General features: G+C 70.5%; 13 protein-coding genes. 5 read left to right on the top strand and 8 right to left on the bottom strand.

The features are described 5' to 3' along the window. The first annotated feature begins 79 nt into the window (after positions 1-79). Complete coding sequence (locus ABD235_RS06030) at positions 80-586, top strand: DUF402 domain-containing protein (protein WP_344170653.1); 507 nt, start codon at positions 80-82, stop codon at positions 584-586. Here ABD235_RS06030 and ABD235_RS06025 read toward each other — a convergent pair. Both ABD235_RS06025 and rfbB read right to left on the bottom strand, forming a co-directional pair. Then, positions 583-2364, bottom strand: coding sequence for a LamG domain-containing protein (locus ABD235_RS06025; RefSeq protein WP_344170650.1), 1782 nt, complete (start codon positions 2362-2364; stop codon positions 583-585). The genes ABD235_RS06030 and ABD235_RS06025 overlap by 4 nt on opposite strands. Positions 2365-2462: 98 nt before the next feature. After that, the gene (rfbB, locus tag ABD235_RS06020; protein ID WP_344170647.1) at positions 2463-3461 is read right to left on the bottom strand and encodes a dTDP-glucose 4,6-dehydratase; all 999 of its coding nucleotides are present in this window, start codon (positions 3459-3461) and stop codon (positions 2463-2465) included. A 53-nt stretch (positions 3462-3514) separates the two neighbouring features. Between rfbB and ABD235_RS06015 the strand changes: the two genes are divergently transcribed. Next, the gene (locus tag ABD235_RS06015; protein WP_344170644.1) at positions 3515-4009 is read left to right on the top strand and encodes a DUF402 domain-containing protein; all 495 of its coding nucleotides are present in this window, start codon (positions 3515-3517) and stop codon (positions 4007-4009) included. 126 nt (positions 4010-4135) lie between these two features. Here the strand turns inward: ABD235_RS06015 and ABD235_RS06010 are convergent, their stop codons facing one another. After that, positions 4136-5656, bottom strand: coding sequence for a CocE/NonD family hydrolase (locus ABD235_RS06010; protein WP_344170641.1), 1521 nt, complete (start codon positions 5654-5656; stop codon positions 4136-4138). 143 nt (positions 5657-5799) lie between these two features. Here ABD235_RS06010 and ABD235_RS06005 point away from each other — a divergent pair, with 143 nt between their 5' ends. Together ABD235_RS06005 and ABD235_RS06000 are read left to right on the top strand one after the other, a co-directional pair. Next, positions 5800-7707 carry a Na+/H+ antiporter gene (locus ABD235_RS06005; RefSeq protein ID WP_344170638.1) on the top strand — a complete coding sequence of 636 codons (1908 nt, stop codon included), beginning with the start codon at positions 5800-5802 and terminating at the stop codon, positions 7705-7707. Further along, positions 7707-8123, top strand: coding sequence for an HIT family protein (locus ABD235_RS06000; RefSeq protein WP_344170635.1), 417 nt, complete (start codon positions 7707-7709; stop codon positions 8121-8123). The genes ABD235_RS06005 and ABD235_RS06000 overlap by 1 nt, the downstream gene beginning before the upstream one ends. A 43-nt stretch (positions 8124-8166) precedes the next feature. On the opposite strand, the gene ABD235_RS05995 is transcribed toward ABD235_RS06000, so the two are convergent. The 3 genes from ABD235_RS05995 to acnA form a co-directional block, all read right to left on the bottom strand. After that, entirely contained in the window at positions 8167-8718 is a 552-nt protein-coding gene (locus ABD235_RS05995; protein WP_344170632.1) for a HEAT repeat domain-containing protein, read from the bottom strand. Positions 8719-8749: 31 nt separating this feature from the next. Then, on the bottom strand, positions 8750-9484 hold the full coding sequence (locus ABD235_RS05990) for a sulfite exporter TauE/SafE family protein (protein ID WP_344170629.1): 735 nt from the start codon (positions 9482-9484) through the stop codon (positions 8750-8752). Between the two features lie 205 nt (positions 9485-9689). Then, on the bottom strand, positions 9690-12470 hold the full coding sequence (acnA, locus tag ABD235_RS05985) for an aconitate hydratase AcnA (protein ID WP_344170626.1): 2781 nt from the start codon (positions 12468-12470) through the stop codon (positions 9690-9692). A gap of 171 nt (positions 12471-12641) precedes the next feature. On the opposite strand from acnA, the gene ABD235_RS05980 reads away from it, so the two are divergent. Further along, entirely contained in the window at positions 12642-13871 is a 1230-nt protein-coding gene (locus ABD235_RS05980) for an MFS transporter (protein ID WP_344170623.1), read from the top strand. On the opposite strand, the gene ABD235_RS05975 is transcribed toward ABD235_RS05980, so the two are convergent. Together ABD235_RS05975 and ABD235_RS05970 are read right to left on the bottom strand one after the other, a co-directional pair. Continuing rightward, entirely contained in the window at positions 13868-14800 is a 933-nt protein-coding gene (locus tag ABD235_RS05975) for an LLM class F420-dependent oxidoreductase (protein WP_344170620.1), read from the bottom strand. The two genes, ABD235_RS05980 and ABD235_RS05975, sit on opposite strands and share 4 nt — an antisense overlap. A 10-nt stretch (positions 14801-14810) precedes the next feature. After that, a complete protein-coding gene (locus ABD235_RS05970) occupies positions 14811-20849 on the bottom strand; it encodes a hypothetical protein (RefSeq protein WP_344170617.1) in 6039 nt (2012 codons plus the stop codon). Between the last annotated feature and the right edge of the window lie 21 nt (positions 20850-20870).

Genomic DNA, 20870 nt, shown 5'->3' with positions numbered 1-20870 from the left:
GGAGCAATCTCACAGTACGGGACGCTCCGGACGTTGGGGTTGTTCACCGGTCCGACCCATCTCACCTAGAGTAACCGGCATGGAGATGGTGCGGACCCTGTTCCGCAAGTACGACGGCCGCCCGCACCGCCTGATGGAGTCCCTCCACCTCGGCGAGGACGACCACGGCCTCTGGGTCGGCTCCCGCCCCGGCGACCGCGCCCAGCGCGCCGACGGCACCTGGATCAACGTCGACCACACCCGTGTCCGCCTGTTCCCCCGCGGCCAGTGGTGGAGCGCCCTGTTCAACGACGCGCCCCACCCCACCGAGATCTACTGCGACATCACCATGCCGCCGGAGTTCGGCGTCGGCACGGTCACCGCCGTCGACCTCGACCTCGACATCCGCCGGCTGCGCGACGGCACGGTTCGCGTGATGGACGAGGACGAGTTCGCGGCCCACCAGGTCCACTACGGCTACCCACCGCAAGTAGTGGCCACGGCCCAGGCGACGTGCGCCTGGGTCGTGTCCAACATCACCACCGCCGAACCGTTCCTGACGGTCTACAAGACCTACCTGGACCGCGTTCGCGAACTCGCGGACTAGGCGCCGCAACCCTCGGTGCCCGGGTAGTCGGCGCACAGCCGGAAGCTCGCTGCGAGGCCGGCGTAGACGCGCAGGTCGTCGATCCGGCCGTCGAACGCCTGACCTGAGGTCCGGCCGGTGCCGACCACCGTGGTTCCCGCCCGCGGCGGAGTGGCCTGGTAGGGCACGATCGAACCGTCGGACGGACGGTTGTCGACAGTCAGCTCGAGCCTGGGGGTGCCGTTGGCCAGGTTGGCGTTGTACGAGCCTGCCAGCAGGTGCCAGCCGGGCAGCGAGTCATGGTCGATACTCGCCACGGCCACCGTCTCGGTCGCCGAACCGGCGTCGCCACGGATGAAGCGCCACTGGCTGGTGAACGTGTCCACCGGCCGGTACTCGAGCCGCCAGGTGTCCTTGCCCGCGGTCCCTTGCCGCGCGACCACCATCGGCTTGGACGGGTCGTCGATCTTCACCCGCGCCGCGACCGTGAAGCTCGCGCTGCCGTCCACGGTGGAGGCATTCAGCGACAGCGACTCCTGCGACCGCCCGGTCAGCTCCAGCACGCGCCCGAGCTCCGGGTCGTCGACGAAGGCGCCCGCCGGCTTGGCGAAGCCCGTCAACGTGAGATCGGCACCACGGACCTGCTCCGGCGTCCGCGAGGTCCCGTTCGTCCGTACGGCGTCGTCGAGCGGCCAGTACGCCGCCAGGCCGGCGGTGATCCGGTCGTTGCCGCCGCCACCGACCCGCGGGTCGACCAGCGGCGGGATCTCGTCCGCGACCAGCACGCGCTGCCAGACGGCCAAGCGGTCGACCGAACCGGCGAACGCGCCGGTCGGCGTACCGGCGGACTTGCCGCGGCCGACGGTCAGCGGGCCGGCGGCCTGCCAGCCCACCGCCGACTGCGCGGTCTGCTGGAGCCGGCCGTTGACGAAGAGCTGCAGTTGACCGGTGGCCGCGTCGTACGTGCCGAGCAGATGCGCCCAGGCGCCGTTGACCGGTGCCTCCTTGGACGACACCTTGGAGACCGCCGGGAGGTTGACGTCGGCGGAGGTCCGGGCGAAGGTCCAGCGCTTCGTCCCCGCGTCGTAGCCGAGACCGGCGGCGGTGGTCCTCGTGCCGGTGACCGCGGCGACGACACCGGTCGTGGCGGCGTTCGTCGGGCGGACCCAGGCAGACATGCTGAAGCTCTTCGACGTGTCGATCACCGGCGCGGTCGCTCGAGCCGTCCCGTCGACACCGTCCAGCGCGAGCGAGCCGTCGATGCGTCCCTTGGCGTCGAGCGCGGCTCCACCGCCGAGCGTCAGGGGATGGGTCAGGCCGGGTCCGTCAGCGGCCGTCGTACCGGTGCCTTCGTCGAACCCCCAGGACCCGACGGCGGCGGGACGCGGCCCGACGTTGAACATGAAGTACGCCGGCGAGCTGAACTGCCCGATCGCGTTGATGCTCCGGGCCTCGAGCGTCGCCCACCCTTCGTGCGGCGGAGCCATGGTCACCGACACGGTGCTCCCGTCGACGTCGACGGGAAGCTGACCCGAGAAGCCGTACCGCACACTCACCACGTCGCCGGAGGTCGCGGCGACGGTGACCGCGACCGACTCCCCCAGCGGCATCACCTGGGGACAGACCGTCTGCTCGAGGCAGTCCGCGATCGGGACGCCCTGGTAGCTCACCGAGATCGCCGGCGGCGTCGGCGGGACCGGCGGGTCGTCGGCCGCCGCGGTCAGGCCGCCCAGGCCTCCGACTCCCAACGCCACCACCGCGGTGACGGCTCCCCGTCGGAACAGACTCCACCCCTGCATCCGGACCTCCCCAGGACTCAGCGCCCCGGAAGCCGGGGACGCATCATCGTGGAGGGCGGGCAGGGGTGGCGTCTACGGGTGTTGCAGCTTGTTGCAGGTCAGCGGCCGAGCACCTTGTACTTGGCTTCGGCGGTGCCCTTCTGGGGTTCCCACCAGGGGGTGTTGGCCTTGTACCAGTCGATGGTCGCGGACAGGCCGGCGTCGAAGTCGGCGTAGCGCGGGACCCAGCCGAGCTCGGTGCGGATCTTGGTGGAGTCGTTGGAGTAGCGCAGGTCGTGGCCGGGGCGGTCGTTGACGTGGACGAAGGCGTCCTCGGGCTCGCCCATCAGGGTGAGGATCTTCTGGATGATCTGCTTGTTGCTGCGCTCGTCGCCGGAGCCGATCAGGTACGTCTCGCCGAGGCGGCCGTCGGTGATGATGCGGTGGACGGCGTCGTTGTGGTCCTCGACGTGGGTCCACTCGCGGACGTTCTCGCCGGCGCCGTACAGCTTGGGCTTGTCGCCGATCAGGACGTTGGTGATCTGCCGCGGGATCAGCTTCTCGACGTGCTGGTACGGGCCGTAGTTGTTCGCGCAGTTCGACAGCGTCGCGGCCACGCCGTACGAGCGGGCCCAGGCGCGGACCAGCATGTCCGAGCTCGCCTTGCTCGCCGAGTACGGGCTGGAGGGGTCGTACGCCGTGGTCTCGGTGAACTGGTCGACCGAGTCCAGCGGCAGATCGCCGAAGACCTCGTCGGTGGAGATGTGGTGCATCCGCTTGTCGTGCTTGCGGACCGCCTCGAGCAGCGTGAAGGTGCCGATGATGTTCGACTTGATGAACGGCGACGGGTCGTTCAGCGAGTTGTCGACGTGCGACTCGGCGGCGAAGTGGACCAGGACGTCGGTCGTGCCGACCAGCTTGTCGACCAGCTCGGCGTCGCAGATGTCGCCGTGCACGAAGGTGACCTGCTCGGCGACCGGGTCCAGGTTGCTCTGACTGCCGGCGTAGGTGAGCGCGTCGAGCACCGTCACCTCGACGTCGGGGTACCGCCGTACCGTGTCGTGCACGAAGTTCGAGCCGATGAAGCCGGCGCCGCCGGTGATGAGCATCCGTCGCATCGGCACAGGATAGCGATCGTGGAGGTGACCGGTCGCGCCGGTACGGTGACGCCATGCGCAAGGTGCGGGTTGTGTATCGCAAGTACGACGGCAAGCTCCACTGGCACCAGTGGATGACCTATCTCGGAGAAGACCAGTACGGCGTGTGGTTGGGTGCGCCGGCCGGGGCGGTCGCCCAGCGCGGCGAGGAGCCGGCGATCACCATGGACGCGGCCTGCGTGCAGCTGTTCCCGCGCGACAAGTGGTTCACGGCGAGCTTCAACGACGTACCGGCCAAGACCGAGATCTACTGCGACATCACCACACCGGTCACGTTCGGCGACGAGGAGTTCACGATGATCGACCTCGACCTGGACGTGGTGAAGCGCCGCGACGGCAGCTTCTACGTCGACGACGAGGACGAGTTCGCCGAGCACCAGGTGAGGTACGACTACCCGCCGGACGTGATCCGGGCCGCGCAGGCGTCCTGCGACTGGCTGTCGGGTGCGGTGCGGACCGAGGAGCCGTTCCTGACGGCGTACAAGACCTACCTCGACCAGGTCCGCTAGAGATCAGGCAGCCGGACCGTCCACGACTGGAACCGCCCCGTCCCAGTGCGGCCGGCCCGGCAGCGATCCAAGAGTCCACCAACTGAGGGTCACCCGCAAGCTTTTGCAGGCGCACTCACGAAACTTTCAGTAACTGCGGTGCAGACTGAGCGCCGCACGGTCGAGTTTCACCGCGTTCGGCAGCCGGCCGTTCTGTCCGGCGTACATGTCGGCGGCCGGTGCGACGGTGAGGTAGAGCGACTTCCCGGCCGGTACGTCGACGGCGATCCCGGGCAGCTCGACCGTCCGACGGGCGTTCCGTACGACGCGAGGTTCGCGCAGCGGCATCGTGTTGTTCTGCACGACCTTCGCGTCGAGCGGCGACGCGCCCACGCTCAGCGCGAGATACGCGGCGGCGTCCGGCAGCAGCGTCGTCACCTTCGCGTCGAGCCGCGCCACACCGGTGACGGTGATCGGGCCCTTGGCCAGCTCGACCGTGACCGGCAGCCCGGCGTTCGCGCTGCTGCTCACACTGCCGACGGCGAACCGCTGGTTCGGCCTGAGGCTGCGCTCGGTCGCGCAGCGGCCGTCGGCGGTCGCCAGGTGGTAGCGCCCGAAACCGGTCAGCCCGCTGCGGCGGTGCTTGAGGTTGAGGTCGAGGAACCGCTGCGCGAGCGCGCCGAAGTTCGGGCTGCCGAGGGCGATCGAGCACGGGTCGCCCGGCGTCGCGTAGCCCGGCGGGACGACGCTCGGCAACGTGTGGCCGCCGTTGTAGCCGACCAGCATCGACCGCGCCCGGGCCCGCGGTGTGAGCGCGCGGTCGAAGTTCTGCAGTCCCTGGTTGAGGTTGAACAGGTTGTCCGACAGCCCCTGCCCGATCAGCACCGGTACGTCGAGCTTGCGGCCGTGGCGCACGTGCCAGGCCGGACCGTTCTTCGCGAAGAAGGCGTCGAGCTCGCGGCCTGCCTGCCCGGTCGGCCAGGTCCCGGTGGTGATCAGCGCGACGAACGCGGCCTGGATCGCCGGCGGGAGGTTCTTGCCGCCACCGGCGTACAGGAGCGTCAGCCACATCGTCCGCGCCGACTCGTCCGGCGCGAGGCTCTGCTTGAGGTCCCACCAGGTGATCTCGGGGACGAGCGCGTCGAACCGGGTCCGGCCCGTGTCCCGCAGTTCGGTGAACGCCCCGGCGAACTGGTAGCCGCCGCCGTACGAGCCACCGATCGCACCGATCAGCGGGTCGCCCGGCCGTTGCCTGGTCACCCAGTCCAGCCCGGCGACGAAGTCGACCAACCGGACCACGTCGCGGCCCTCGAGGTCGGGGTTCATCACGTGCGCGACACCGGTGCTCTCCCCGAAGCTGCGCTGGTCGAAGCTCAGGACGCCGTACCCGGCCTGCAGGTACGACGCGAACGCGGCGGCGTCCTTGGTCCGGCTGCCGCCCCACCCGTGGCTGTGGAACACCAGCGGCACCGTACGGCGCGCGGAGGCGCCGGCCGGCTTGAAGAGCGAGTAGCAGATCCGGACCGGCGTCGTGCTGCCCGGCTCCGGCACACTCTCCACGCAGCCGTTGCTGGTCACCGGATCGGCCGAGGTGGAGGCCGAGGCCGGCAGCGCGGCGGCCAGCAGGGCGAGCACGGTGCCGAGGGCAAGGGTCTTCAGACGGCGCACGGTGACTCCTCGTACGGGGACGGACCGGTGCGGTCACCGTAAACGAGACTCGAGACCGTTGGAACAGCCGGGCGCGAGCGGGTTGTCCACAGACGCCTGGTCCTTGCGGGCGGGACCGGGGTTCCGCCTGACACACTGTGCGCGTGGAAATCGCGATCGAGATCGTCGCCCTGGTCGCCGTGGTGGCGACCGGGGCCGCGCTGGCCCGCCGGATCGGGGTGTCGGCTCCCCTGCTGCTCGTCGTGATCGGCGTCGTGGCGTCGTACCTGCCGTTCGTCCCCCGGGTCGAGCTGTCGCACGAGGTGGTGCTGGTCGGTTTCCTGCCGCCGCTGCTGTACTCGGCGGCGATCAAGACCAGCCTGGTCGACTTCTCCCAGCACCGGCGCTCGATCGGCACGTTGTCGGTCGGACTCGTGGCCTTCACCGCGGTCGGCGTCGGCCTGGTCGCGTACTGGCTGCTCGGTGGGATGGCCGAGGCCGACGGGCAAAAGCCGCTGCCGCTGTGGGCCGCGTTCGCGCTCGGCGCGGTCGTCGCGCCGCCGGACGCCGTCGCGGCCACGGCGATCGCCCGCAAGGTCGGTCTGCCCCGCCGGGTGGTCACGATCCTCGAGGGCGAGAGCCTGCTGAACGACGCGACCGCGCTGGTCTGCCTGCGGACCGCGATCGCGGCCGCGGCGATCACGCCGACGTTCCTGGACGTCAGCCTCGACTTCCTGCGCGCGGCCGGCGGCGGTGTCGTGGTCGGTCTGATCGTCGCGATCGTGCTGGCCAAGATCCGCAAGCGCTTCACCGACCCGGTGCTGGACACCACGCTGAGCCTGACCGCGCCGTTCATCGCGTACGTCGCCGCGGAGAACCACCACGTGCACGCGTCCGGCGTCCTGGCTGTTGTCGTCACCGGTCTGCTGCTCGGGCACAAGGCGCCGATCATCCAGTCGGCGGCGTCGCGGATCTCGGAGCGGACCAACTGGCGCACGTTCCAGTTCCTGCTGGAGAACACGGTCTTCCTGCTGATCGGCCTGCAGACCCGGTGGATCCTCGACGACCTGTCGCGCAGCCCGCTGTCGGCGAGCACGATCGCGATCGCCACCATCGGCGTCTTCCTCGCCGTGGTGCTGATCCGGCCGATCTGGATGTTCCCGGTGACGATCCTGTCCCGCAAGGTCCTCGGCCGGTCGCGGCCCGGGCCGGTGTCCTGGCAGGCGCTGACCGTGCTGTCCTGGGCGGGAATGCGCGGCGTGGTGACGCTGGCCGCGGTGTTCGTCCTGCCGGAGAACACGCCGCACCGCGAGGTGCTCGTGTTCATCGCGCTGGCCGTCACCGCCGGGACGCTGCTGCTGCAGGGCTCGACCCTGCCCTGGCTGGTACGGCGGATGCACCTACCGGGTCCTGACCCGGCCGAGGACGCGCTCCAGGAGGCCGCCGTACTGCAGGCCGCGCACAAGGCCGGCGAAGAGGAGCTCGACAAGGTCCTGACGCCGGACGACCCGCAGCAGGTCGTCGAACTGCTCCGGCAGCGCGGCGAGGCCCGCGCGCTGGCCGCCTGGGAGCGACTCGGCCGGCCGGAAACCGAGTACGAAACGCCGAGTGAGGCATATCGTCGACTTCGGATGGTCATGCTGCAGGCCGAGCGTGGCCACATCCTCAAGGTCCGGGACGAGGGCCTCGTCGCCGACGAGGTCCTGCAACGGGCACAGATCGCACTCGACATCGAGGAGTCCATCTTGGATCGCGCAGAAGCCGACGACGTCGGCGGACAGTCCGACGACCTCCGCGTACCGGCCCCTCCGGGCGGTCCGTGCGACCACCTCGCCGACGCTCCGGTGGTGAAGACGCCGAACACGCCCGAGGGCTGCGAGGAGTGCTTGGCCGAGGGTGGCACCTGGGTGCACCTGCGGCTGTGCCTCGACTGCGGGCACGTCGGCTGCTGCGACTCGTCGCAGATGAAGCACGCCAGCAAGCACTTCGCGCAGACCGAGCACCCGGTGATGCGCAGCTTCGAGCCCGGCGAGAACTGGCGCTGGTGCTTCGTGGACGAAACCCTCGGGTGATGGCCGACTGCCTGTTCTGCTCGATCGTCGCGGGGTCGACGCCGGCGCACCTCGTGCTGGAGACGCCCGAGGTGGTCGGGTTCCTCGACATCCGCCCGGTGTTCAAGGGGCACACGCTGATCGTGCCGCGCGAGCACGTCGCGACGATGGTCAAACTGCCGGACGAACTGACCGTGCCGCTCTTCGGAGCGGCGCGGTCGGTCGCGGCGGCCGTCCGGACGGCGTACGGCGCGCAGGGGTCGTTCGTGGCGGTGAACAACGTCGTGTCGCAGTCGGTGCCGCACCTGCACGTGCACGTCGTCCCGCGGACGAAGGGTGACGGGCTGCGCGGGTTCTTCTGGCCGCGGACCAAGTACGCCGACGACGCCGAGGCCGCGTCGTACGCGAGTCAGTTGCGGGACGCGCTGTCTCAGTAGGCGTCGTCCAGCTTTTGCCGCAGGTCGAGCTTCGGGAGCGGGCTCAGGTCAGGGGGCGGTCCAGCCGGGCGGCGAGCTTCTCTTCCGCCTTCTCGACAGCTGCCCGGACCGTCGGGTCCGGATCGTCGCGCAGCGGCTCGATCGCCTCGGCGTGCTCGTACTCACCGGCCGCACCGACGGCCCGTACGGCGGCCGCCCGGACCCGGGGCAGTTCGTGGTCGAGCATCGGGATCAGCTGGTCGACCAGCTCGCCGAGCTCGCGCTGGGCGGTGATCCGGGCGACGTGCTCGCGGACCCGCCACGCTGGGTCGTCGGCGACAACCCGCAGCGCGTCTACGGCCTCGTCCCGCCAGGCGTACATCAGCACCCGGGCGGCCCAGACGCGCACCCAGTAGTAGTTCACCGGGTCGACCGGCTGCTGCCAGCCGCCCGGGTTGGCCTGCCCGGTCAGCGCGACTAGCTTCGGCAGGTCGGGTCCGAACGCATCCTCGCCGGAGATCTCCCCGGTGAGCAGCGCGATGCACCAGCCGACGACCACGTCCTCGCCGTACTGGGCGCACGCGGCCTGGACCACCGCTCGCGGATGAACTGCCACCCGGCCAGTAAAGCGGGCCGCACCGACAAACTCAGAGCACCGACCGGAGAATGACGACGATCGACGACGCCGCCGCGAGCGTGAGCACCGCTTGGCGCAGCCGCGGACCGTTGAGCCGCTTCTGCAGCGGTACGGCGACCGCGAATCCGATCGCCAACGCGGGCAACCACACCGCGCCGTACGCCAACTGGTGCGCGGTCAGCTCACCGCCGATCGCGAGCCCGCACAACGACACCAGCGACCCGACCACGAAGAACGCACCGAGCGTCGCTCGCAACCGCGGGCCCTCCTCGTGCTGCAGCACGACCGCCGCCGGCGGCCCACCGATCGACGCAGCTGTGCCCGAGACCCCCGCGATCGCTCCGGCGATGATCAGGTTGCGCCGACTCGTCGCCACCCGCAGCTTCCAGGCGGTGAGGCCGACAGCAACCAGTACGACGACGCCGACCACGGCGCCGATCGCCCGTGCCGACAACCAACCGAGCAGCAGTACGCCGAGCGGAGTCGTCACGGCGCGAGCGCCGGTCAGCCAACCCGCCTGACGCCAGTTGACGTGCCGCCACTCGTGGATGACGGTCAGCACCGGCAGTGCCATCCCGAGCACCAGCAACCCGCCCGGCATCAGCGACGCGTCGAGCAGCGTGATCACCGGCGCCCCGACCAGCATCAGCCCGAGCCCCATCGTCGACTGCACGACGGCCGCGATCACGATCACCAGTCCCCCCAGCACCAGCACCCCGAGATCCACGCCGCCCAGCCTCTCCATCGGATCGTTCGCCAGGACCGTCCTACCCCACGCAGGACCGTCCACACCAAACGGAGCTGACCGGCAGATGACCTCAGCCGCAGGCTTCCACCGGCCGGCGGGTCGTCGCGACCAGGTGAGCGTCGCCGGCGAACGACGAAGGCCGGCCCTCAGGACCGGCCTTCGTCGTCAGTTCGTCAGCCCACGTACCGCGGGCCGCCGTGCGTCAGTTCGCGATCAGCGAGCGGAGCACGTACTGCAGAATGCCGCCGTTGCGGTAGTAGTCCGCCTCGCCGGGGGTGTCGATCCGGACCACGGCGTCGAACTCCTTGACCGCGCCGTCGGTGCCGGTGACCGTGACGTGCACGGTGCGCGGGACCTTGCCGTCGTTCAGCGCGGTGACGCCGCTGATGTCGAAGGTCTCCTCGCCGGTCAGGCCGAGCGACTCCGCGTTCTCGCCCTCGGGGAACTGCAGGGGCAGGACGCCCATGCCGATCAGGTTCGACCGGTGGATCCGCTCGAACGACTCGGTGATGACCGCCTTCGCGCCGAGCAGCGCCGTGCCCTTGGCCGCCCAGTCGCGCGACGAGCCCGAGCCGTACTCCTTGCCGGCGAGGATGACCAGCGGCGTACCGGCCTCGGCGTACGCCTCGGAGGCCTCGTAGATCGACGTGACGGGCGCGTCGGCCTTGGTGAAGTCGCGGGTGAAGCCGCCCTCGGTGCCCGGCGCGATCTGGTTGCGCAGGCGGATGTTGGCGAACGTGCCCCGGATCATCACCTCGTGGTTGCCGCGGCGCGAGCCGTACGAGTTGAAGTCCTTGCGGTCCACCCCGTGCTCGGCCAGGTACTTGCCGGCCGGGCTGTCGGCCTTGATCGAGCCGGCCGGGGAGATGTGGTCGGTGGTCACCGAGTCGCCCAGCTTGGCCAGCACGCGCGCGCCGCTGATGTCGGTGACCGGCGACGGCTCCTTGGCCATCCCCTCGAAGTACGGAGGCTTGCGCACGTACGTCGAGTCGGCGTCCCAGTCGAAGGTCTTGCCCTCCGGCGTCGGCAGCGACTGCCAGCGCTCGTCACCGGCGAAGACGTCGGCGTAGTCCTTGGTGAACATCTCCTTGTTGATCGAGGTCGCGATGGTCTGCTCGACCTCGTCGGCGCTCGGCCAGATGTCGCGCAGGAACACGTCGTTGCCGTCGGTGTCCTGACCCAGCGGGTCGGTCTCGAAGTCGAAGTCCATCGTCCCGGCCAGCGCGTACGCGATCACCAGCGGCGGGCTCGCCAGGTAGTTCATCTTGACGTCCGGGTTGATCCGGCCCTCGAAGTTGCGGTTGCCGGACAGCACCGACACGACCGCCAGGTCGGCCTCCTGCACGCCGGCCGAGACCTCCTCGGGCAGCGGGCCCGAGTTGCCGATGCAGGTCGTGCAGCCGTAGCCGACCAGGTGGAAGCCGAGCTTCTCCAGGTACGGCGTGACGCCGGCCTTCTCGTAGTAGTCGGTGACGACCTTCGAGCCCGGCGCCAGCGAGGTCTTCACCCACGGCTTGCTGGTCAGGCCCTTGTCGACGGCGTTCTTGGCCAGCAGCGCGGCGGCCAGCATCACCGACGGGTTGGAGGTGTTGGTGCAGGAGGTGATCGACGCGATCACGACGTGGCCGTGGTCGAGCTCGACCTCCTGGCCGTTCAGGCTGATCTTGGTCTTCTTCGACGGGCGGCCCGCGGTGCCGGTGCCGTGCGGGACGTGCGGCTCGTCGTTGGTGTGGCCGTGACCGTTCGGCGCGTCGCTGGCCGGGAAGCTGCCCAGCTCCGACGGGTCGACGTCGAGCTCCTCGGTCGCGTAGTCGGTCAGCGCGCCGCGGAAGCCCTCCTTGGCCTCGCTCAGCGCGACCCGGTCCTGCGGCCGCTTCGGACCGGCGATCGACGGGACGACGGTCGACAGGTCCAGCTCGAGGTACTCCGAGAAGCGCGGCTCGACCTCGGCGTTGTGCCACAGGCCCTGCTCCTTGGCGTACGCCTCGACCAGCGCGACCTCGTCGTCGCCGCGACCGGTCAGCCGCAGGTACTCCAGCGTCACGTCGTCGATCGGGAAGATCGCGCAGGTGGAGCCGAACTCCGGGCTCATGTTGCCGATCGTGGCGCGGTTGGCCAGCGGCACCGCCGCGACGCCGTCGCCGTAGAACTCGACGAACTTGCCGACCACGCCGTGCTTGCGCAGCATCTGGGTGATCGTCAGCACGACGTCGGTCGCGGTCGCGCCGGCCGGGACGGACCCGGTCAGCTTGAAGCCGACGACCTTCGGGATCAGCATGCTGACCGGCTGGCCGAGCATCGCGGCCTCGGCCTCGATGCCGCCGACGCCCCAGCCCAGGACGCCGAGGCCGTTGACCATCGTCGTGTGGCTGTCGGTGCCGACGCAGGTGTCGGGGTAGGCCTGGCCGTTGCGAACCATCACCGTGCGGGCCAGGTGCTCGATGTTGACCTGGTGGACGATGCCGGTGCCCGGCGGGACGACCTTGAACTCGTCGAACGCGGTCTGGCCCCAGCGCAGGAACTGGTACCGCTCGCGGTTGCGCTCGTACTCCAGCTCGACGTTGCGCTCGAAGGCGTCCTGGCGGCCGAAGACGTCGATGATCACCGAGTGGTCGATCACCAGCTCGGCCGGGGCCAGCGGGTTGATCTTGGTCGGGTCACCACCGAGCTCGGCGACGGCCTCACGCATGGTGGCCAGGTCGACGACGCACGGCACACCGGTGAAGTCCTGCATGATCACGCGCGCCGGCGTGAACTGGATCTCGGTGTCCGGCGCGGCGTTCGCGTCCCAGTTCCCCAGCTTGGTGATGTGGTCGGCGGTGATGTTCGCGCCGTCCTCGGTGCGCAGCAGGTTCTCGAGCAGCACCTTGAGCGAGTACGGCAGAGTCTCCGCGCCCTCGATGCCCGCCAACCTGAAGATCTCGTACGACTGTCCGTTGACCTCGAGTGCACCCTTGGCACCGAAGCTGTCGACGCTGGCCATCAACCTGCTCCTCTGTCCGTCCTGTTCCACTGGTACCCATCCTGCCGAGCCGCCCACCCGACCCACAGGTCAGGCTGCCCTAACTTCCCGGCCCCACCGCTCAGCGGGAAACTCTCTCGACATCAAGATACACGACATCGAGCCACCACCCTAAGCCGAAATTGCGTTGCCGTGAGCAGCCGGCCGCTGATCGACTGCCGCGTGGCCAGTTCCCGGCAGGACGCGCTGACCCGCGCCTTCGTGCACTGGAGCTGGGCGCGGGCTGTGCTGCACAACGGGTGGTGGTTGGTCACTTCGGTCTACCTGGTGGTCGACGCGGGGCTGAGCGCCTCGCAGATTGTGTTGATCGGAGCCGTGCAAGGGATCTTCGCGCTGTGCTGCGAGGTGCCGGCCGGCGTACTGGCGGACACGTTCAGCCGGAAGTGGTCGCTGGTGCTCTCGCAGGTCCTGATGGGGACGGCGATGGTGACCACCGGGCTGGTGACGTCGTTCGTCGCGCTGCTGGGGACGCAGGTGTTGTGGGGATTGGCCTGGACGTTCGCGAGTGGTGCCGACATCGCTTGGATCACCGACGAGTTGGATGCGCCGGACCGGATCTCTGGGGTGCTGTCGCGGACCGCCCGCGCTCAGTTGACCGGTGCGGCGACCGGGCTGCTGGCGTTCGGAGCGCTGGCCTGGTCGACCCGGCGTGACGTCGCGATCGTCGTCGCGGGCTCGGCCATGCTGCTGCTGAGTCTGTACGTCGCCGCGCGCTTCACCGAGCACAACTTCGTCCCGGCGCGCAGCGCTCGGTGGTCGACGTCGTGGACGACGTTCCGCCGCGGGGTCTCGCTGGTACGCCGGAGTCCGGAGCTGCTGCGGATCTTCGTCGCGACGTTCCTGATCAACGGTGCCTCCGACGCCGGCGGCCGCCTCGCACCGAAGCAGCTGGTCGACCTCGGTCTGCCCGGGCGCCTCGACCCGATCATCTGGTTCACCGGACTGGGAGTCGTCGCGCTCGCCGTCGGTGCACTGGCGCTGCGGATCGTCGAGCGGCGCCTGGACGGCGAGCACGCGCGGCACTCGTACGGCGTCGCGGCTGCCGTCGGCGCGGTCGGGACCGCCGGGCTGGCGTTCGCACCGGACGCGGTCGGCGGCGGTGTGGCGCTCGTCGTCGTGTCGGGCATCGCCGTGCCGCTCACCCGGGTGATCGCGATGATCTGGGTCAACGCGCGCACGACCAGCGACGTACGGGCGACCACGCACTCGTTCCTCGCGCAGGCGGAGTACCTCGGCGAGGTGATCTGTGGGTTGCTGATCACGCTCGTCGCGCACGTGGCGGGCCTGCCGGTCGCCCTGGCGGGGGCCGCCGCACTGTTCGCCCTGACCGCGGCGATCATGCGGCGACCCGCGCCGGCCTAGGAGAGCTGAGGCAGGACCTCGGAGGCGATCAGCTCCAAGTGGTCCAGGTCCGCGAGGTCCATGATCTGCACGTAGAACCGGTCGGCGCCGAGCTCGGCGAAGCGGCCGAGGTGGTCGACGACCTCGGCCGGCGTACCGCCGACGCCGTTCTCGGCGAGCTGGTCGAGGGACCAGCCGAAGTTCGCCGCCCGGCGTTCGACCTCGGCCTTGTCCTTGCCGACGGCAACACGGTGGGCGGCCGACAGCGCGAGCGTCTTGGGGTCGCGGCCGATCGTCGTACAGGCTGCCTGGACCCGGTCGAACAGGGTCTTGGTGTCCTCGACGTTCTTGAAGCCGGCGTTGAACTCCGCGGCGTACTGGGCCGCGAGCGCGGGCGTGCGCTTCTTGCCGGCGCCGCCGACGATGATCGGCGGGTGCGGCTGCTGGACCGGCTTCGGCAGCGCCGGGGAGTCCTTGAGCTGGTAGTGCTTGCCGGTGAAGTCGTACTTCTCCCCCACCGGCGTGTCCCACAGCCCGGTGATCAGCTCGAGCTGCTCGGTCAGCAGGTCGAACCGGCCGGGCGTGTCCGGGAAGTTCAGCCCGTACGCCGCGTGCTCGGCCTCGAACCAGCCCGCGCCCAGTCCGAGCTCGGCGCGGCCGCCGCTCATCTGGTCGACCTGCGCGACGCTGATCGCGAGCACGCCGGGATTGCGGAACGTGGCGGAGCTGACCAGCGTGCCGAGCTTGATCCGGCTGGTCTCGCGCGCGAGGCCGGCCAGCGTGATCCAGGCGTCGGTCGGGCCCGGCAGGCCGTCCTCGTCGCCCATCACGAGGTAGTGGTCGGAGCGGAAGAACGCGTCGAACCCGCACTCCTCGGTCTTTTGGGCGACGGCCAGCAGGTCGTCGTACGAGGCGCCTTGCTGGGGTTCGGTGAAGATCCTGAGCAACATGGGGACAACGCTATCCCGCGGTGATGTACAGCTGCTCCAGGTACGACGGCTGCCATTCCGGGCCACGCCGGTACAGGCGCCGTACCAGCCCCTCGACGTCGATCGCGCCGGGGAGTTGCGTGTCCCACCACTCGGGGACCTGGTCGTACCAGCGGTCGATCCGCAGCGTCCGGCCGGCGGCGTCGATCCGGGCGAAGAGCCAGCCGCCGTGATCGGTCTGGGCCTCCTCGATCCACAGATCGCCGAGCAGCTCGCTGAGCCGGTCGTCGGGCCACTCGTCGTCGTCGACCTGCGCCGGCTCGAGGTCGAACCGGTACGACGGGCGCGCGGGGTCGAGGACCTGGACCTGGATGGTGAACCCGGAGGGGACGACGTTGGTGCGCACGCGACACCAGGCACGGAGAGCCTCGAAGGCCGCAGACTGCTTCGGGCGGGGGCGGGGGCGCTCGGGCTCGGCGCGCATGGCTTGCTCGACGCCGAGCGGGAGGGCGATCGGTACGCCGGTGCCGGAGAGCTCGGGGATGAGCATGCCGGCGGAGGTGTCGTCGGCATGGCCGTTGATCGCGGCGTGGCCGTTGAGGTCCTCGGGTTGGCCGTCGGTGTCTGCGGAGTGGCCGTTGAGGTCCTCGGGATGGTGACCGTTCTTCTGCTCGGCGGTTTGCTCCTCGGTCTCCGGCTCGTCCGCCGCCAGCGCCTCGGCAAGTCCCACGACTTCAGCTGTGTCGTCATCGGACACGGCAGTGTCTTCAGGCTCGTCGGTTGCGTCCTCCGCGCCGGCGTCGTCTGCTGCCTCATCATTGCCGGCGGCAACTGTGGGTGCCTGGTCGCCGTCCGAGGCCTGCTCGACAGAGGCTTCCTCAGCCGCAGCTGACTGCTCGGCGCCGTCCTCCTCCGCCTCGACAATCTGCGGCTCGGCGCGGTCCCCCTCCGCCTCGACAACCTGCGGCTCGGCGCTGTCGGCCTCGGCGTCCCGCGCCTCCGGCGTACCAGCTTCCCCCTCAACCTCAGGTCGAGCTTCACCCGCAGAGATCTCGCCCAACTGGTCAGCAGTCCAGTCCGCGCTGCCGAGGATCTCGTCGTGGAAGACCTCGTCCGAGTACTCGAAGTCGTCCACCTCGTCCCCGGACCCGCCGTACCGATCGCTCAGCGGCGGATAGGTCCGCGGCCCGTCCCCAGCGGCGGCTTGCTCCCCCGAGTCGACCCGCGCAATGTCTTCACCGGCCGGCTCGTCCACCACCGCGGCAAGCTCCGCCGTCGGCGCCTCGTCCTCGAACTCAGCCTGCTCATCCGCCGCAGCCCGTCGCGCGTCAACGTCGTCCTGCGCACCACTCTCAGCCGCGGATTCCTCACCGATCAGCTGATCGGTGCCCTCCGCACCAATCCATGGCTCGTCACCCCGCGCGTCAGCAGCACGCCGTACGTCGCCCGAACCGTCCTCGTCCTCCGGCAGTACATCAAGCGGCTCCGTCGGAACGTCGACAACCCGACCACCGCCGTCTCCCCCATCAACGCCCGATGCCTCGGCCTCGTCGCGCACATCCGCACGCCGCTCGTCGGCACCACCCCGTACGTCGGCAGCCCGGTCCGCGTCCTGCGCTTCGTCAGTAGGCAGAGCCTCGAAGTACTCCGTCGCCATGTCGGCGACCGCGCGCTCGCCGTCTTCATCTCCGTCGGCGCCTGATCCATCGGCCGAACGGCGGTCGTCGGTCTGCTCGTCGACGGCACCAACCCAACGACCACCGTCGTCCAGCGAGCCGATGCCCGACACGTCAGCCTTGTGCCGGTCCCCCGCCGGCTCAACACCACCCCGTACGTCGCGTGCTTGGTCGTCGCCGTGTTCCCGCGGGTCAATGCCTGAGGCATCGGCCGCGTGCCGGTCCCCCGCCGGCTCAACACCACGCCCTACGTCGGCTGTCTGATCGTCGCCGTGTTCCCGCGGATCAATGCCTGAGGCATCGGCCGCTTGACGGTCGTCCGCGGCTGGCCCGTCAACGCCCTGCAGTAGGTCGGCTGTCTGATCGTCGCGGTGTTCCCGCGGGTCAACGCCCGAGGCATCGGCCGCGTGCCGGTCGTCCGCGGCTGGCTCGCCGACGCCGTGACCTGCGTCGGCTGCCTGGTACTCGCGCTTTCGGCGCGGATCGTGGTCGCGCTCATCGTCCGGGCTTGTCTCGACGGCCTGGTTGGCGTCCGCCTCTTGTGACTCGTCGGCGGGCGGAAGTGCCTCGATCGATTCCGTCGGCAGGTCGGCGGTGCCGACGGCGTCGCCGGCGCGGGCGACCTCGGAGGTTCCGTCGAAGCGAGCATCGTCGGGATGCCCGTCCGGGCGGCCGTCGCCGGCGTGGGCGAGCTCGGAGCCTTCGCCGCGGCGAGCGTCATCGGGGCGTCCCTCGAGGCGAGCATCGTCGGGATGCCCGTCCGGGGGACCATCGCCGGCCCGGGCGACCTCGGAGCGTCCGCCGAGGCGAGCGTCGTCGGAGCGTCCGTCGAGGCGAGCGTCATCGGCGCGTCCGTCGAGGCGAGCGTCATCGGCGCGTCCGTCGAGGCGAGCGTCATCGGCGCGTCCGTCGAGGCGAGCATCGTCGGGATAACCGTCGGGGCGACGATTGTCGGCGCGGGCCTCGGCCGCATGACCATCGGACCGAGCCCCGGCGTACGGGGACGCTTGGAGGCCGTCGGCTGGCGTGGGGTCGGCGGACGGAGTCCTGCGTTGGCGGCGGGCGGGGCGAGGCGGGTGGGCCAGGTGAGGGTTGGCCGCGAGGTACGCGGCGGCGTCCTCGATCCACTCGCCGTTGATCCAGGCGCCACCGACCCACTCGCGTTCCATCGGGGACGGCTCGGCCTGCGCCGCGTGGTCAGGGGCGAAGGCGTCGAGCGGTGAGGTCGGGCCGGGGTTCTGGGGTACGTCGAGGGGCGCGGTCGGGTCCTGGTCGCGTGCGTCCAGCGATGAGGCTTCGTGCTGGTCCCGCGGCGCGTCGAGCGGCGACGCCGGGCCGAGGTCCTCGGGTACGTCGAGGGGCGCGGTCGGGTCCTGGTCCTGTACGCCCAGCGTTGACGCTTGGTCCTGGTTCCGCGGCGCGTCGAGCTGCGAGGCCGGACCGAGGTCCTCGGGTACGTCGAGGGGCGCGGTCGGGTCCTGATCCAGTGCGTCGAGCGACGAGGCTTGGTGCTGGTTCGGCGGGACGTCGAGCGAACGCGGGTCGTGGTCCTGCGCATCGTCCGACGGCGAAGCCGGGGCTTCGTCCCAATGCTGGTCATCGCTCGGTGGCGAACCCGGACGCTGCTCGGCCCGCGCATACTTCGAGGGTGCGCCCGACTGGCGGTCCCACGCGGAATCCGACGGCGACGCCAGGCGCTGGTCTTGGGTGGCGTCGAAGGACGAGCTTGCGCGTTGGTCTTGGGTGGCGTCGGAGGACGAGCTTGCGCGCTGGTCTTGAGTGGTGTCGGAGGACGAGCCTGCGTGCTGGTCCGGTGTGGCGTCCAAGGACGTGCGTGCACGTTGGTGCTGCGCGGGATCTGACGGTGAGGCCGGGCTGAGGTCGTCGCCGGCGTCCCGTGGCGAGCTTGCGCGTTCGTCTCGTGCTGCGTCCGGCGACGACCCCGGGCGCTGGTCGTGAGCGGCGTCCGTGGACGTGCGTGTGCGTTCGTCCTGAGCGACGTCCGATGGTGAGTTCGTGCGCTGGTCTTGGGTGGCAGCCGGAGCCGAGTGCTGGTCCCCTGTGGGATCCGACGGCGAGCCCGGACGGTGGTCTTCGCCGGCGTCGCCGGACGGGCCTGCGTGCTGGTCGTGGGCGGGATCTGACGGCCAACGGTGGGTCGGGTCCTGGGCTGCGTACGAGGGCGAGCCTGGGTGCTGGGCTTCGGCATCCGGCGGGGACACCGGGTACTGGGTATGACCCGAGGGCGGGTACTCGTGCTGGTCCTGGCGGGCGTCCAGGGGCGAAGTCCAGTGGTGGCTCTCGGGCGCATCCGGGGAGGAGGAACGTTGGTGATCCTGAGGCGCGTCCGATGGGGCGTGCGCGTCGTAGGGCGCTTCCAGCGACGCTGAGCGGGGGTCTTGTGCGGCGTCCGACGATGCGGCGGGAAGCGGGGAAATGGCCCCGGTGTCCTCGTCGGGGGTTGTGTCCGCGGGGGTGCGGGCTTCGGGGACGGGTGGGATGACGCCGGTGTCGTCGCCGGCGGTGAAGGCGTCGACGGTGCCGGGGTCGGCGATCGGGGGGATGACGCCTGTGTCGTCGTCGGTGGACGACATGGGGGCGTCGGTGTCGATGGGGGCGATCACGCCGGTGTCATCGTCGTCTGCGGTCGCGTACGGCTGGTTGACGCCGGCGTCGTCCGCTGACCCGGGGCCGAACGGCGACGTACCCGGTGGCGGAGCGAAGGGCGAGTCGGCGGGGGCTTGCGCGTCGCCGGACTCCTGGTCGGCCGACGAATGCGCGAAGGGGGAGGCGAAGTCTTGTTCGCTCGGGGTGGCCGCGTGGGTGTCGCGGGGCGGGCCTTGGGGTTCGCGTCCAGCGGGCGCGAAGGGGGAAGCGGGGCGATGGGCTTCCTGGGACGCGCCCGGGTTCGAGTCGTTCGCGACGGGGTTGTAGGGCGCCGTGTTGTCCGCGAGCGGGTCGTACGGGGCTGTGTCGTCAGCGGTCGGGTCGTACGGGGCCGGGTCGTCGGCGACCGGGTTGTGGGGCGCCGTCTCGTCCGCGACGGGGTTGTACGGCGCGGTGTCGTCCGCGAGCGGGTTGTACGGCGCGGTGTCGTCCGCGGTCGGGGGGTGTGGCGCAGCGTCGTCCGTGACCGCGGCCAGTTCGCTGGTGGCGTCGTTGGCTGACCAGGGGGGCTGGGCGGGTTGCTCGTCTGTGGGGGTGTCGGGGGTGTACGTGGCCGCGGCGGGGGCGTCGGCGAAGAGGCTGGCGTAGAAGTCCTCGCCGTCTTCCACGGGGGCGCCTACGCGTGGGGGCTCCGAGGACGGGAGCGGGCGGTCGTAGGTGTGGGACGTCGGCGCGGCGGGGGGTGGCGGAGCCGCGGGGGTGGGCGGAGGCTCGGGGTCTTGGTCGGGGGCGACCAGGCCGAGGCCGGCCAGGGAGGCGTTGTCTTCTTCGCGGGGTTGCTTCTTCTTGCGGCCGAAGAGGCGGGGCTTTTTGTTGACCACACCGTAGTTGCCGTCCGCCGGTTCGGGGGAAGGGGCGGGCGGCTGAGGGTCGTACGACGGCTGCGGGTCATAAGACGGCTCATAGGACTGAGCGTCGTACGGAGCAGACGGCTCGGTGCCGATGATCTCGTGGGCGTCCTCGGCGATGGGCTGGCCGGTGAACGGGCTCACGCCCGGCGGCACGATGAAGAGCTCTTCCTCCTCCTCAGGCTCCTCGGCGACCGGCGCATAAACAGGCGCAGCGACAGCAGGAGCAGCACCACCCGGCACCTGATCGAACTGCGCGACAGCCGCCAGCGCCGCGTACAGATCCGGCTGCTGCGGCGACCGTCGCCCGATCCCCAGTCGCGCGAAGAACTCACCCAACTGCTCGGCCGACAACCTCGAAGCAGCGGCAGACCGGATCAACCCCACCCCTAGCGGCACCAGCTCGTCGAGCCCGCCCAAGTAGTCGGCCCACTCCGCCGCCCACTCGACCAGCTCGCGCGCGCTCTCCTCGTCCGAGGTGATCCACGAGCCGATCGGCAGGAAGCCGTCGTCCACCGGCTGCCACGGGTCACCTTCGTACGACGCCCGCGCCCACGTCCCGTTGAACGAGCCGTACACGAACCCCAGATCCCCGGCCGCGATCCGCCGCTTGACCTCCGGCTGCCCGATCCAGTCCGGCGCGCCGGCCAGGAGATCCGTCCCCGCGGTCCGGCTGTGCTGGGTGTGATAGCCGAACAACACCGACCGCCCACCGGACAGCCGCACCATCCGCAGGTCCGAGCCGGTCTCGTCCTGGTGGTACCAGCCGTCGGCGTCGGCGTACCAGCGGCGGTCGAAGCCGGTGGCATGGGCGACCGCGGCGAGGGCGCTCCAGCGGGCGCGGAGCTCCTCCGGGTCATCCAGATCGACGAGCGGCATCGGGTATCAGGTCTCCAGCGA

Origin of the sequence: Kribbella lupini (assembly GCF_039529595.1) — a bacterium.
GTDB classification, from domain to species: domain Bacteria; phylum Actinomycetota; class Actinomycetes; order Propionibacteriales; family Kribbellaceae; genus Kribbella; species Kribbella lupini.
The sequence above is the reverse complement of the archived record's forward strand: the minus strand, read 5'-3'. Positions and strand labels throughout refer to the sequence as shown.